13 protein-coding genes and 1 riboswitch are annotated in these 13410 nt (G+C 68.7%); of the genes, 4 read left to right on the top strand and 9 right to left on the bottom strand.

The window, feature by feature from the left end; all coding sequences use genetic code 11:
* Positions 1-139: 139 nt before the first annotated feature.
* A complete protein-coding gene (locus FV560_RS10760) occupies positions 140-775 on the bottom strand; it encodes a 2'-5' RNA ligase family protein (RefSeq protein WP_159621527.1) in 636 nt (211 codons plus the stop codon).
* A 131-nt stretch (positions 776-906) separates the two neighbouring features.
* Here FV560_RS10760 and galT point away from each other — a divergent pair, with 131 nt between their 5' ends.
* Together galT and galK are read left to right on the top strand one after the other, a co-directional pair.
* Positions 907-2109 carry a galactose-1-phosphate uridylyltransferase gene (gene galT, locus FV560_RS10755; RefSeq protein ID WP_159621526.1) on the top strand — a complete coding sequence of 401 codons (1203 nt, stop codon included), beginning with the start codon at positions 907-909 and terminating at the stop codon, positions 2107-2109.
* 79 nt (positions 2110-2188) lie between these two features.
* Positions 2189-3382, top strand: a complete 1194-nt coding sequence (gene galK, locus FV560_RS10750; protein WP_159621525.1) for a galactokinase — start codon at positions 2189-2191, stop codon at positions 3380-3382.
* 372 nt (positions 3383-3754) lie between these two features.
* On the opposite strand, the gene FV560_RS10745 is transcribed toward galK, so the two are convergent.
* The 4 genes from FV560_RS10745 to FV560_RS10730 all read right to left on the bottom strand — a co-directional run bounded on the left by FV560_RS10745 (position 3755) and on the right by FV560_RS10730 (position 7821).
* Positions 3755-3952 (bottom strand): hypothetical protein, encoded by a 198-nt coding sequence (locus FV560_RS10745; RefSeq protein WP_159621524.1) that lies wholly within the window; start codon positions 3950-3952, stop codon positions 3755-3757.
* A 192-nt stretch (positions 3953-4144) separates the two neighbouring features.
* Positions 4145-4585: an NUDIX hydrolase gene (locus FV560_RS10740; protein ID WP_159621523.1), complete on the bottom strand. Its 441-nt coding sequence runs from the start codon at positions 4583-4585 to the stop codon at positions 4145-4147.
* Positions 4586-4632: 47 nt separating this feature from the next.
* Complete coding sequence (locus FV560_RS10735) at positions 4633-5457, bottom strand: exodeoxyribonuclease III (RefSeq protein WP_159621522.1); 825 nt, start codon at positions 5455-5457, stop codon at positions 4633-4635.
* Between the two features lie 105 nt (positions 5458-5562).
* Complete coding sequence (locus FV560_RS10730) at positions 5563-7821, bottom strand: MMPL family transporter (RefSeq protein ID WP_200837612.1); 2259 nt, start codon at positions 7819-7821, stop codon at positions 5563-5565.
* Positions 7822-7986: 165 nt separating this feature from the next.
* Between FV560_RS10730 and FV560_RS10725 the strand changes: the two genes are divergently transcribed.
* The gene (locus FV560_RS10725) at positions 7987-8451 is read left to right on the top strand and encodes a MarR family winged helix-turn-helix transcriptional regulator (RefSeq protein ID WP_159621520.1); all 465 of its coding nucleotides are present in this window, start codon (positions 7987-7989) and stop codon (positions 8449-8451) included.
* Positions 8452-8541: 90 nt separating this feature from the next.
* Here FV560_RS10725 and FV560_RS10720 read toward each other — a convergent pair whose 3' ends face one another.
* From FV560_RS10720 to FV560_RS10710, 3 genes are all read right to left on the bottom strand, one after another.
* Positions 8542-9423 (bottom strand): bifunctional 5,10-methylenetetrahydrofolate dehydrogenase/5,10-methenyltetrahydrofolate cyclohydrolase, encoded by an 882-nt coding sequence (locus FV560_RS10720; protein WP_235020062.1) that lies wholly within the window; start codon positions 9421-9423, stop codon positions 8542-8544.
* A gap of 8 nt (positions 9424-9431) precedes the next feature.
* On the bottom strand, positions 9432-10736 hold the full coding sequence (glyA, locus tag FV560_RS10715; RefSeq protein ID WP_159621519.1) for a serine hydroxymethyltransferase: 1305 nt from the start codon (positions 10734-10736) through the stop codon (positions 9432-9434).
* 30 nt (positions 10737-10766) lie between these two features.
* Positions 10767-10853, bottom strand: a riboswitch (ZMP/ZTP riboswitch).
* A 128-nt stretch (positions 10854-10981) separates the two neighbouring features.
* The gene (locus tag FV560_RS10710; RefSeq protein WP_159621518.1) at positions 10982-11500 is read right to left on the bottom strand and encodes a GNAT family N-acetyltransferase; all 519 of its coding nucleotides are present in this window, start codon (positions 11498-11500) and stop codon (positions 10982-10984) included.
* 83 nt (positions 11501-11583) lie between these two features.
* Here FV560_RS10710 and purU point away from each other — a divergent pair, with 83 nt between their 5' ends.
* Positions 11584-12453 carry a formyltetrahydrofolate deformylase gene (gene purU, locus FV560_RS10705; RefSeq protein WP_159621517.1) on the top strand — a complete coding sequence of 290 codons (870 nt, stop codon included), beginning with the start codon at positions 11584-11586 and terminating at the stop codon, positions 12451-12453.
* 211 nt (positions 12454-12664) lie between these two features.
* On the opposite strand, the gene FV560_RS10700 is transcribed toward purU, so the two are convergent.
* Positions 12665-13402, bottom strand: coding sequence for a hypothetical protein (locus FV560_RS10700; protein ID WP_159621516.1), 738 nt, complete (start codon positions 13400-13402; stop codon positions 12665-12667).
* Between the last annotated feature and the right edge of the window lie 8 nt (positions 13403-13410).

Raw genomic sequence — 13410 nt, 5'->3', positions numbered from 1 at the left:
GGTCCAGCATGTCGAAACCGGGCCGACGATGCATCTACCTGTCAGGAATGGAACTGACCGGTACACCGCCATCGAGTGCTCTGCGCGGCCCGCGTGGCATGTTCCCGTCGGTGTCGTCCGGAATGTGCCCCGAACGCCGTCAGGAGGTCAGGGCGTAGGTGCACACGTCGCGCCAGACGCCGTCTTCGCCATGCTCGTAGAGACAGAAGTGCGCCACAGGAAAGACCGCGTCGAACTCGGCCATGGTGTCGGCCGCCTCGTCCAGGGCGGACTCGTCCACGGCATGGGCCAGGGTGACGTGCGGGTGGAACGGGAAGCGGAGCCGCTGTGCCAGCGGCCCGTCGTTGACCGCCTCTTGCAACGCGGCGCAGGCATCGGTTCCGGTGCTGAGCTGAACGAACACGACCGGCGAGACCGGCCGGAAGGTGTCAGTGCCGTTGAGTTCGACCACGAAGGGCCGCTGATCGGTGGCGATCCGCGCGAGGTGGGCCTGTACGTCGGCGATTGCGTCCTCCGGGATGTCGGTGGGAGGCAGCAGCGTGATGTGCGGGGGAATCGAACGAGCCAGCGGGTCGTCGGCACGCAACCTCGCCCTGGTGAGGCTGGCGGCATACGGCTCCGGCACAGGGATGGCGACGCCGATGCGCACATGGCCGGGTGGGACGGGGACCCCGACCGGCGGTGGAGGCACGGTCGGGTCGGGAGCGCTCGTCGCTGCCGTCTCGGACGCAACAGGGTCGCTCGCGCGTATCGTCGTCGACTGGCCGTGCGTCATCGCACGCTCCGTCGGGGACTCGGCCGGAACCTCATCGTCGTATTGTGCACGACCTCGCTGACCACTGATCCCCTCCTACCGCCATGTCACATTGTGTGCGAACTAGTGCGAACTTGTGACACACTGGTGGTGTGACTGGACTCCCGGACCTCAGCACCACGCGCGTGCGCCGCACACCCACCACCTTGGCCGACGGTCGTGAGTTTTTCTACTACGACGATTCCGAGCCGTACGTCTCGGGCGAGCACACCCGCCGCCTGGACGATCCGCGCCCGTTGCCGGACAGGTTCGCCCCGATCGAGGGACCGGACGGATCGACGCAGCCCGTCACCGGCCCGCAGATGCGCTACGACGTGCTCACCGGCGAGTGGATCCCGATGGCCTCGCACCGGATGAATCGCACGTTCCTACCCGGGCCGGACACCAATCCGCTCGCCCCGGCCAAGCCCGGCGCCGACTACACCGACGGTGAGATCCCTGCCACCGACTATGACGTCGTCGTCTTCGAGAACCGCTTCCCGTCACTGATGCGGGTCCCCGGCGAACCGGACGAGACCACCCGCCTCGATGGCAACGATCTGTACCCGGTGCGCCCCGCCGTCGGGCGGTGTGAGGTGATCTGCTTCTCCCCGGACGCCGACGCCTCGCTGAGCTCAGTCAGTCCCACGAGGATGCGCACCATCGTGGAGGCGTGGGCGGACCGGACTGCGGCACTGCACGCGATCGATGGCGTGCAGCAGGTGTACTGCTTCGAGAACCGCGGCGCGGAGATCGGCGTCACGCTGCACCACCCGCACGGGCAGATCTACGCCTACCCGTTCCTCACCCCGAAGACCCAGACGATGCTGCACCAGGCCGTCGCGCACCGCCAGCGCACGGGGCGCAACCTCCTCAAGGACGTGCTCGAGGGCGAGCTGGCTTCGGGACGGCGGATCGTCGGCGAGTCCGAGCACTGGGTCGCCTACGTTCCGGCGGCGGCGCGCTGGCCGGTCGAAGTGCACGTGGCACCGCGCCGGGACGTACCGGACCTGCCCGCCACCACCGACGCCGAACGCACCGACTTCGCCGAGCTATACCTGAACCTGCTGCGCCGGTTGGACCAGTTCTTCGTCGACGCCGACGGCACGCCGATGCCGCTGCCCTACATCTCCGGCTGGCATCAGGCTCCCGTGGTCCACGGCCGGGACGATCTGCGCCTGCACCTGCAGCTGTTCTCGATCCGCCGCGCGCCCGGAAAGCTGAAGTTCCTGGCGGGGTCGGAGTCCGGAATGGGAGCCTGGATCAGCGACACCACCCCGGAGAAGATTGCCGACCGGCTCAAGGAGATTTCGTGAACGCGCGGAGCCCCCGCGGAGGTAGGGCAAGGAACGAGACCTGCCGCAGCGAGGCAGCGGCACGCGAGGAGGGCACAGCGTGAGCACCACCGTCCACGCCTGGACCGAGGACGAGGGCGCGGCCCAAGCCCGCCAGACCTTCGCCGGCACCTTCACCGGCGAGCCCGATGGCGTGTGGTCGGCGCCAGGCCGGGTGAACCTCATCGGTGAGCACACCGACTACAACGGTGGCCTGTGCCTGCCGATCGCACTGCCCCACCGCACGTACGTGGCGCTACGGCGCACCGATGACGGCGCAGCCCAGCTGGTCTCCGAGCGGGAGCCTGGCGTGTGGTCGGCCGAGTTGGACGCGGTCGCGCCCGGCGCCGTTCAGGGCTGGGGAGCGTATCCGGTCGGGGTGGCCTGGGCGCTGGAGCAGGCCGGGCACCGGGTCGGCGGTTTCGACGCTGCGGTGGCCTCATGCGTCCCGTATGGATCGGGGCTGAGCTCTTCGGCGGCACTGGAGTGCGCGTTCGCAGTCGCGTTCGCCGATGTGCCGGGCTGGACGGGCCCGGACGCCGGCACGGATTCCGGGCGCGTCGAGCTGGTAGACGCCTCCATCCGTGCCGAGAACGAGATCGCCGGTGCCAACACTGGCGGGATGGACCAGGCGGCCTCGCTGCGCGCCCGAGAAGGTCACGCGCTGCTCCTGGACTGCCGGGACGGGTCCGTGCGGCACATCCCGTTCGACCTCACCGAGGCGGGGCTGGAACTGCTGGTGATCGACACCAAAGCAGAGCACAGCCTCGTGGACGGTCAGTATGCGCAACGGCGCGCGACCTGTGAAGCAGCGGCGGAGACGCTCGAGGTGCCGACACTGCGGGAAATCTCGCCAGACCGGCTGGACGGGGCGTTGGCCGCCCTGCCCGACGAGGAGTCGCGTAAGCGGGTGCGGCACGTTGTCACCGAGATCGAGCGCGTGCAGCAGTTCGTCGCCCTGCTCGACGCCGGACGGGTTCGTGAGGTGGGGCCCCTGATGGATGCCTCGCACGCGTCCCTCGCCGAGGACTACGAGGTCTCGTGCGCGGAGCTCGACGTGGCTGTGACGGCCGCTCGCTCGGCTGGCGCACTGGGCGCCCGGATGACCGGCGGCGGGTTCGGCGGATCTGCGATCGCGCTGATCGAGGCAGGTACCGGTGAGGCCGTGTCGGCGGCGGTCAAGCAGGCTTTTGCGGACGCCGGTTTTGGTGCGCCGGCGTTCCTGACGGCGACCGCGTCGGGCCCGGCGCACTGATCCGGGCCTCCAGCCCGGGTAGGCACCATCAGTTCTCGTGCCGGGTAGGCGCCATCAGTTCTCGTCACCGACGCACCGGACCGACAGCGGCTGACACCCACCGACCCGGAAGACCGCCTACCGCGTCGAGCGGTGTCCGAGGCGCCATCGCCTGTCGCTCTGTCACCGCGGAACCGACGATCGTCGTCACCTACCAGCGCGGTACTCCGGCCCGGGCGGAAGCGATCTCGGCGGGTCGGTTTCGTCGCCGAGCATGCTCCAGCGCGGTCGGACTAGTTCCAGAGCGGTCGGTCTGACTCGTTCCAGAGCACGAGCAGGACGCGCCCTGAGCCGCGCCTAGCCTCGTGCCATCCGAGCCCAACAGCCCCGTCGTCAGAACTGCGTGACCGAGCCAGCCACGGCGGTGATCCCCGCTACCGCGAGCCATGCGCACATTGTGACGTTCAGTTCTCGCCAGGGATATCCCGTCATGTCGCGGAGCAGACGCCGGAGAGCGTCGCAGATGGCAGCAGCCATGATCCCCACCAACCCGAGCCCGACAAGCACTGAGGAGTCGGGAGCAAGGAACATCAGACCAAGTGCCCAACCGAGTCCGATGGCGGGTACCACGAGCCTGATCGCGTGGACGATGAGCCGACGCCGACTCACCTCATCCGCACGTGCCCTTGCCGCGCCGGGTGCGCGGGGTAGCTGATCCGACATGGTGGTCCGCCCCTTCCGCTCACCCTCCACGGTAGACGAGAGGCTCCGACCGCGACATGTCTAGTGCGTCTCGGATCGCCACAGGTCGATCGCCACGTCCACGAGTTCCACCCGGTCCAGGGTGTGCACGTCCGAGAGCGGGATCCAACGCGCCTCGTCGGTGCTGCCATCAATCTCGTGCCGTAGTTCGCCACCGATGATCGTGGCCCCGTAGATCGCCCGCACTGCCTTCATCGGGCCGACACCGTGCAGGCGCCGCTCAGCAGGCACATGGTGCGTATCGATGCCGAGCAACCGGCCTGGTTCGACCGTATAGCCAGTCTCCTCCCACACCTCCCGGACGATTGTCTGCTCGGCGGTCTCAGTGAGTTCCGCTCCACCCCCGGGCATGCTCCAGCGAGGTCGGTCGGACTCGTTCCAGAGCGCAAGCAGGATGTGTTCGCTGCCGCGGCGGGACTCGATGATCACGCCATAGGCGGCGAACCGGGTATCGAACTGCACGAGCCGGAAGTCTACGCATCCCCCGCACACGGAGCACGCTCACTCGCTCACGCTGCCCCCTCGAGTTCGTACCTGACCCGCAGTGGCGCATGATCGGAGATCCGCTGGTCGTAGGCCGGCGCGCGGTCCACCACCGCCTCAGCCGCGAACGGCGCAAGCGCGGGGCTGGCGAACTGGTAGTCGATACGCCAGCCGGAGTCGTTGTCGAATGCCTTGCCCCGCCACGACCACCACGTGTATGGCCCGTCGACATCCCCGGCGAAACGCCGCCCGAGGTCCACCCAGCCGAGTTCCGCGGTCCATCGATCGAGGTAGGCACGCTCCTCGGGCAGGAACCCTGCGTTCTTCCGGTTTCCTTTCCAGTTCTTGATGTCACGCTCGGTGTGGCCAATGTTCACGTCCCCCGCGACGACGGCGGCCCTGCCCTGCTCAGCCAGCTCCCCCATCCGCGCGGTCACCTTGTCCAGGAAGGCGTACTTCTCATCCATCGACGGCGTCCCCACGGTCCCGGAGTGGATGTAGGTCGAGATCACGGTGACCGGCCGGCCCCCCTCCTGCACGTCGGCCTCGACCCAACGGCCCACTTCACCATCGGCCCGGGCGGCTGGATCGCCCACACCGAACCGGACGCCGTCGAGCGGGAGCCGGGAGGCAATCGCCACCCCGGCCCGGCCCTTGTCACTGGCCTCTTCGTGGGCGAGGTGCCAGCCCTCTCCGAGGTAGCCCTCAACGATCTCGTCGGTGGCGCGCACCTCTTGCAGGAGGAGCACATCAGGCGAGTGCTTGGCCAACCATGCGTCCATCCCACGCCGGAAGGCGGCGCGGATCCCGTTGACGTTGAACGTGGCGATACTCAGCGAGGTTGTCGGCATGGATCCATCCCATCACGACCCACCGACACACCCACCAACACCTCGCCCCAGCCCACCAACCCACAGAATTGCACGTCGATATGGCGACCGTATCGACGTGCGATGTCACTGAGGGTCGGAGGGCACCCGCTTCGCCCACGGCCACCACGAGCGACGCCCCAGGTCGTGAACAACACCGGGCACCAGCAGGCTGCGCACCACGAAGGTGTCGATCAGCACACCCACCGCCACGATGAACGCCAGTTGCGCGAGGAACAGCAGCGGGATCACCCACAGCGCCGAGAAGGTGGCCGCGAGCACCAGTCCGGCGGAGGTGATCACTCCCCCGGTCACTGCCAAGCCCCGTCGCACCCCCTGCCTGGTACCCAGCTGCAAGGACTCCTCACGCACCCGCGTCATCAGGAAGATCGAGTAGTCGATGCCCAGCGCGACGAGGAACACGAACCCGTACAGCGGCACGGTGGCATCGGCCCCCGGGAAGTCGAGCACATGGTTGAAGACGATCGCCGCCAGTCCCATCGTGGCAGCGAAGGAGAGTACGTTGGCGGCCAGCAGCACCAGTGGCGCCACGAGCGAACGCAACAGCAGCATCAGCATCAGCGCGATCACCACGAGCACGACCGGCACGATCGTGCGCAGATCCCGCTCCGCGGTCTCCTGGGTATCCAGGCGTTCCGCTGCCGCCCCGCCTACGAACGTTTCCCCTTCGACGGCGGCCATCGCCTCCCGCAGTGCGGTCACCGTGGTCAGCACCTCCTGACTCTCGGCGGAGTCGGAGGTGATGACCTCCACGAGCACCCGGCCCTCGACCACGAGCGCCTCACCCTCTGCGGGCGCTCCCTCACCAGAGCCGTCCTCACCCGATCCTGCCTCGTCCGGCCCACCCGGTGGTGATCCGCCTTGGTCCGAGTTCCCTTGGTCGGAGTCCGTGAGCACCGATGCGCTCACAACTCCGGGCACCTGCTCAGCGGCTGCGACCACGTCGGCAGTAGCCGACTCGTCCGCGACGATCTCGACCGGCTGCACAGTCCCGACAGCGAAGTGGTCGGCCAGCACTTCTTCCCCGGTGACCGACTCGGTCTCGTTGAGGAAGACGTCGTTATCGCTGGTGCCTGCGGCGTCGAAGGTGGGGACGAACGCGGCCAGGGCGAGCAGCGCCATCGCCGTGAGGACCCACACCCGCCGGGCCCGGCGGCTGACCACGTCTGCCACCCGCGCCCACAGACCGAGGGAACCTTGCTCGCGGTGGCGACCTGCGCCGTCGAGAACGGGCCGCTTGGGCCAGAACATCACCCTGGCCCTGGAACCAGGGATGAGCAGCAACGCCGGCAGCAGTGTGAGCGCCCCGAACACGGCAGCGACGATGCCGATAGCGGCCACCGGGCCGAGGCTCGCATTGGAGCCGAGGTCCGAGAGCAGCAGGCATAGCAGCCCCACGATCACGGTGCCGGCGCTGGCAGCGATCGGCTCCAGCGTCGCCCGCCAGGCCGCCCGCATCGCTGCGGCGGGATGTTCGTGGCGGGTGAGTTCCTCGCGATAGCGCGCCACCAGCAGCAGCGAGTAGTCGGTGGCCGCACCGATCACCAGGATCGAGAGAATGCCTTGACTCTGCCCGTTCAGAAGCAGTACATCCGCCCCGGCGAGCGGCACGATCACCAGCGCCGCCAAGCACAGCGAGAACACCGACGTCAGGATCACCGCGAACGGCAGCAGCGGCGAGCGGTAGACGAACGCGAGGATCACCAACACCACTGCGAGTGCTACGCCGAGCAGGATTCCGTCGATGCCGGCGAAGGCGGAGACCAGGTCGGCCGCACCGGCAGCGGGCCCGGTCACCCACCCCTCGAGCCCGGCGTCGGGCAGTGTCTGGCTCACCTCCGCGCGCAGCCGATCCACGACGGCGACCGAGACCCGGTCTTCCTCCTCGATGAGGTCACTGGCCGTGGCGGCGTCCAGCGAGACCGGCAGCAGCGCCGCCTCACCGTCCTCGCTCGGGATCGCGGGGACCTGCTCGGCGCTCAGGTAGTCCTCAATCGAGCCGCCATCGGGCAGATCGAGCCCCGGGATCGACTGGGCCATGTCACCGACAGCCGCGAGATCGTCCTGGTCGAGGGCGCCTCCGTCGGAGCGTTCGATGACCACCAGCGCTGGGAAGGTCTCGTCAACGGAGAACTCGTCGATGATCTCCGAAGCGCGGGTGGACTCGGCGCTCTCGGGCAGGAATACCGAGGGATCGTTCTCCTGCACGGTGGATAGCTGCCCCTGAGCCATCCCACCGAAGGCACCGACCGCCAGCCAGGCCACGAGGGCGCACGCGACGAGAAGAGAGCGAAGCAGGGTGCCGCGACGCGAATTGGTCAGCATGCTGAGTATTGTGCTCACGGTGCCGCCTTCGACGCAAGCGGGAGAACGTGACGGGGATACCGCCTTGTCGCCCCCGACGGCACGAGCTGGCGGATAGCCAGTCGATTCCCGGCTAACGCAGCCAACCCGGCCAACCCGGCCAACCCTGCGTGCCAGGATGGAACCGTGCCCCACCCGTCCCCGCCTGACCACGACGAGCCCACACCAGGGCCCGGCGTTGCCGACCCCCCGGAGGCGTGGCCCACCGGGCGGTTGTTGTCTGCCGCAGCGAGACGAGTCGAACGAGCCTGGGACGCCTACCTCGCCCAGTGGTCACTCAGCCACGCCTCGGTGCCGGTGCTGGCCATCCTCGCCGGCGGGGCGCGCTCCCAGCGGGAGATCGCCGAGCACCTCGACGTGACGGAGCAAACCACCAGCCGCATCGTCGCCGGGCTCGAGCGTTCCGGATATGTGCGCCGCTCCCCCCACCCCGATGACCGCCGCCGGCACATCGTGGAGATCACCGGCGAGGGCTACGGCGCACTCACTGCACTCAACGTTCCTGACGCCATCGCCGGGCTCGTCACGCACGATCTTGACCACGCCGAGCTCGCCGACCTGCGCAGACTCCTCATCCGCTTCCTCGGCTGAGCAGCACCGGAGACAGAAATCGCTCGTCGATCTGGCGACCAGATCGACGAGCGATTTCTGCTAAGCGCCGGTCCCCGCCCGGCGATGTACTTACCGACCGCCGGTCCCCGCCCGGCGTTCGGCAGCCTCGACGGCGTTCTTGAACAGCATCGCGATCGTCGTCGGTCCCACACCACCCACACGCGGTGTGATCGCGCCGGCTACGGCCTCGCACGCCTCATCCACATCCGGGAGCAACTTGCGCCCCTCGTAACGCACGCCTCCCCCGACCACGGTGACCCCCGCCGTCAGGTGCTCCGGCTGCAGGATGCCCGGCACGCCGGCCGCGGCGATGACCACCTCCGCACGTCGGGTGTAGTCGGCCCAGTTCGGAACACCCGTGTGCACCACGGTCACGGCCGCGTTCGCCGTCGGGCGCTTCTGGGAGAGCAGCAGAGCGAGCGGACGCCCCAGCGTGGTTCCCCGGCCCAGGATGCACACCTCACGACCAGCGATCGGGATCTCGTAGTGCGCCAGCAGCGTCTCGATCCCAGCCGGCGTACACGGAACCGGACCGGGCATGCCCAGCGCGAGTCGCCCCATGTTCACCGGGTGCAGACCGTCCACGTCCTTGTCCGGGTCGAGGGCGAGCAGCGCAGCATCGAAGTCGATCTGCGGCGGGGTCGGGTGCTGCATGAGCACCGCGTCCACGTCGTCTGCCTCGTTCATCTCCGCGATCGCCGCCAACACGTCCGCCTGCGTCGCATCCTGCGGCAGGTGGATGTGCGGGGAGGTGAAGCCGAGCTCGGCGGCCTTGTCCTGCTTCATCCGGATATACCCGGCTGAGGCGGAGTCGTCGCCCACCAGGATCGTGCCCAGCCCTGGCCTGTGCCCAGCGGCGACGAGCGCCTCGATCCGTGGCGCGAGGTCAGCAAGCACCGCCTCGGCCACCGGCTTGCCTGGCAGCATCCGGGCACCGCTCTGCCCGGTCACGCCCGCGCTCACTGCTGCAGTCCCGGGTACAGCGGGAAGCCGTCGGTCAGCGCCTTCACGCGTGCCGTCGCGGCCTCGATGTCCGCGCCCTGGCCGGCTGCGAGCACGGTGGCGATGATGTCGGCCACCTCGCGGAACTCGGTCTCGCCGAACCCGCGGGAGGCCAGCGCCGGGGTACCGATCCGCAGACCCGAGGTCACCCGCGGCGGGCGCGGGTCGAACGGCACGGCGTTGCGGTTCACGGTGATGCCGGCAGTGTGGAGCAGGTCTTCGGCCTGCTGCCCATCGAGAGCGGACTCGCGCAGGTCCACCAGGGTGAGGTGGACGTCGGTGCCGCCAGTGAGCACCGACACCCCGGCGCCGGCGACGTCGGATCCGGTGAGCCGCTCGGCGAGGATCTGCGCACCCTCGATCGTGCGCTCCTGGCGCGCCTTGAACTCCTCGCCCGCGGCGACCTTGAGCGCGACCGCCTTCGCGGCGATCACGTGCATCAGCGGGCCACCCTGCTGGCCGGGGAAGACAGCCGAGTTCAGCTTCTTGCCGAAGGCCTCGGCGTCCCGGGCCAGGATCAGGCCGGAACGCGGGCCGCCAAGAGTCTTGTGCACAGTGGTGGAAACCACGTCGGAGTGCGGCACCGGGCTCGGGTGCAGCCCCGCTGCCACCAGGCCTGCGAAGTGCGCCATGTCGGTCCACAGGTAGGCGCCGACCTCGTCGGCGATCTCGCGGAAGGCGGCGAAGTCGAGTTGGCGCGGGTAGGCGGACCAGCCGGCGATGATCACCTTCGGCTTGTGCTCGAGCGCAGCCTCGCGCACGGCGTCCATGTCCACCCGGTGCGTCTCGGGATCCACGCCGTAGGCGGCCACGTTGTAGAGCTTGCCGGAGAAGTTGATCTTCATCCCGTGGGTGAGGTGCCCACCGTGGGCGAGGGACAGCCCGAGGATGGTGTCGCCCGGGGTGGCCAAGGCGTGCAGCACGGCGGCGTTGGCCGTCGCTCCCGAGTGGGGCTGCACGTTCGCGTACTCGGCGTCGAAGAGCGCCTTGGCTCGGTCGATGGCGAGGTTCTCGGCGATGTCAACCTGCTCGCAGCCACCGTAGTACCGCTTGCCGGGATAGCCCTCGGCGTACTTGTTCGTGAGTACCGAACCCTGGGCCTGCAGGACGGCGCGGGGGACGAAGTTCTCGCTCGCGATCATCTCGAGGGTGTCGCGCTGGCGGCCCAGCTCCCCCTCGAGGACGGCGGCGATCTCGGGGTCGAGTTCGGCGAGGCTCTGGTCACGCACCGGGGTGGACGGGTGCACGGCGGACTGGGTCATGAATCCTCCAGGTGGATGCATCGGCGGGTCCCTCGCGGCCCAGGCGGGCGACCGTGAGGCTCGTCTTCTGCATCGCTCCCCGGTGGTGATCCACCTGCGCCAGTCGCGATGGGATCAGCCTAGCAAGAGCCGCCGACGGCGAACACCTGCTTTTCGCGTTCACCTCACCCAGGCGCATGGCCACCCCGGCATCCCGCACGTGGCACCTTGCCTAGCCAGGGTGAGGGCCGCCGTCGTGAGGTTCTTCAGCCGCCGACGGCGGAACTCTCCTCCTCGCCTGCCATCCCCCCGAGGATCTTGCGCAGGTAGGCGTAGGTGAGGTCGCCGGCATTCTGGTCGTACTGGTGCTCGAACCCATGCTTGGCGTAGAGCGAGAGGTTCTGTTTGGAGTCCTGACCGGTGAACACCCAGACCTCCTGGGTCTGCTCGGGCAGGTAGTGCAGCACCGCCATCAGCAACTGCGTGCCGATGCCCTGGCCCTGCAGGTCTGGGGCGACGGCGAGCCGGCCGAGCAGAGCACGGTCCTCCTCGAGGCCGACCCGCACCGACCCCACCAGGCGCGAACCGTCCCAGGCGCCAAGGGTGACGACATCAGGGCGCTCCAGATCCTCCACGAGCTCGTCGAGGGTCTGAGTGAGTGCAGGGATGTGCGGATCGTCGTAGAGCTGGGCCTCGGTCACGAATGCGGCACGGCGCACGGTGAGCAACTCACCGGCTTGCTCGGCGTCCACGACGTCGATCTTCAGCTCATCCATGGCGCCCATCCTTCCATCCCCGAGCACTCCGTGCGTACCGCATCGGGCGAGCGTGTCCACCTCGTGACCTGTGGCGCACTACGCTCGCGGATGTGACGAATGCAGCCAATCCCGAACCTGCCACCCACTGGGTACTGACCCTCTCCTGCCCGGACCGGCCCGGGATCGTGCACGCCGTGGCGGGTGCGATCGCGACCAGCGGCGGGAACATCACCGAGTCGCAGCAGTTCGGCGATCCGGAGACCGGGCTGTTCTTCATGCGGGTGCAGGTCGAAGGAGACCTGACGCAGGGCGAGCTGGAGGCGGCGATCGAGCCGGTCGCCGGGCAGTTCGGGATGTCGTGGCTGGTGGACCGGGTGGGCCGGCCGATGCGCACCCTCATGCTCGGCTCGACCACCGAGCACTGCGTCGGGGACCTGCTGTTCCGTCAGCAGTCCCAGCGGCTGCCGGTCGACATCGTCGGGCTGGTCTCCAACCACACGGTGCTGCGACCGCTGGCCGAGTTCTACGGGGTGGGCTTCCATCACGTGCCGGTGACGAAGGCGACGAAGGCCGAGGCGGAGGCGCGGCTGCTGGCGCTCGTTGAGGAGCTCGACGTCGAGCTCGTGGTGCTGGCCCGCTACATGCAGATCCTCTCCGACGAGGTGTGCACCGCCCTGGCCGGCCGGGTCATCAACATCCACCACTCGTTCCTGCCGAGCTTCAAGGGTGCCCGCCCCTATGTCCAGGCACACGACCGCGGCGTGAAGCTGATCGGTGCCACCGCCCACTACGCCACGGCGTCGCTGGACGAGGGCCCGATCATCGAGCAGGACGTCGAGCGCGTCACCCACGCCGACGACGCCACTGAGCTGGTGGCGATCGGCCAGGACGTCGAGCGGCGCGTGCTCGCCCGTGCGGTGCGCTGGCACGCCGAGCACCGAGTGCTGCTGAACGGGCACCGCACCGTCATCTTCCGCTGACGCTCAGTCCGGCGGGCTGTCACCCGGCACGCCCGGATACCAGGTGCACGACGAGTGCGTGCACTACAGGTCTCACCCTGGCGACACGATGGGCCAGAGATCTGTCGACATCACCAGTCGCGAGATTGTCGGCTCCTCAGTCGAGAGATTGCCGATGGTCGAGTCGAGAGTCTGTCGACGAGGCTGGAGCTTGTTGGACCCCATCAGGGGGTCAGCGGTACAGGTCGCCGTTCGGGTTGCTACCCGAACCCGGCAACTCCGTGCCACCCATCCCGGAGCCGTACAGTCCCCCGCCTGCTGCTGCCTGCGCGGCCATCAGCTCCTTCTTCGCCTTGCGGTGCATGATGGCGCCGCGGATTCCCAGCGCGAGGCCGAGAAGGCCGAAGTACCAGGGGAAGTACCATGTTCCACCGGTGGGCGATGACGCCGCGATCGCGAACGAGATGACGGCCACGAGGATGACCGCGAGTGCCACCCCGAACCCGATGAGCATCGTGCGCTTCTGGCTCTTCACCTGCTGCTCTGCCAACGCCATACTGGCGCCGCCCGCCGCTTGTGAGGCGTCGAATCCGCCGGCACCGGGGGCCGACGCCGGATTGAAAGCACCAGCACCGGTAGCGGGGCTGGGATCGTACGAACCTGCCTGACCGTACGCACTCGGCTGACCGCTCGCATAGGTTCCTGGTTGCCCCGTGCTGGGCGCCGGGTCATAGGCGCCCGCCTGAGCGTGCACTCCCGGGGTCCCCGCGTCAGCCATTCCGGGAGACATGGCCGCGCCGGGAGCTCCCGAACCATAGGCACCGGCAGTTGCGGAGCCGACGGCATCGTCCACCCAGAAACTCCAGCCGGCCGGAGCTGCCGGCCAGGACTGATCCGGCTGCCACCCTGGTGGCGGCGTGAATCCAGCAGGGACCTGCCAGCCGGGCGGCGGATTGAAGCGCTGTGTCATGGTGCTGA

The organism is Ruania rhizosphaerae (genome assembly GCF_009805705.1).
Classification (GTDB): Bacteria; Actinomycetota; Actinomycetes; order Actinomycetales; family Beutenbergiaceae; genus Ruania; species Ruania rhizosphaerae.
This window is presented reverse-complemented; position numbering and strand designations above follow the sequence as displayed.

Bases quoted from the DNA above. Each gene is read 5' to 3' on its own strand.
- FV560_RS10760 (WP_159621527.1), bottom strand. From the start codon at position 775: ATGACGCACGGCCAGTCGACGACGATACGCGCGAGCGACCCTGTTGCG.
- FV560_RS10745 (WP_159621524.1), bottom strand. From the start codon at position 3,952: ATGTTCCTTGCTCCCGACTCCTCAGTGCTTGTCGGGCTCGGGTTGGTG.
- FV560_RS10735 (WP_159621522.1), bottom strand. From the start codon at position 5,457: ATGCCGACAACCTCGCTGAGTATCGCCACGTTCAACGTCAACGGGATC.
- FV560_RS10730 (WP_200837612.1), bottom strand. From the start codon at position 7,821: ATGCTGACCAATTCGCGTCGCGGCACCCTGCTTCGCTCTCTTCTCGTC.
- glyA (WP_159621519.1), bottom strand. From the start codon at position 10,736: ATGACCCAGTCCGCCGTGCACCCGTCCACCCCGGTGCGTGACCAGAGC.
- FV560_RS10710 (WP_159621518.1), bottom strand. From the start codon at position 11,500: ATGGGCGCCATGGATGAGCTGAAGATCGACGTCGTGGACGCCGAGCAA.
- FV560_RS10700 (WP_159621516.1), bottom strand. From the start codon at position 13,402: ATGACACAGCGCTTCAATCCGCCGCCCGGCTGGCAGGTCCCTGCTGGA.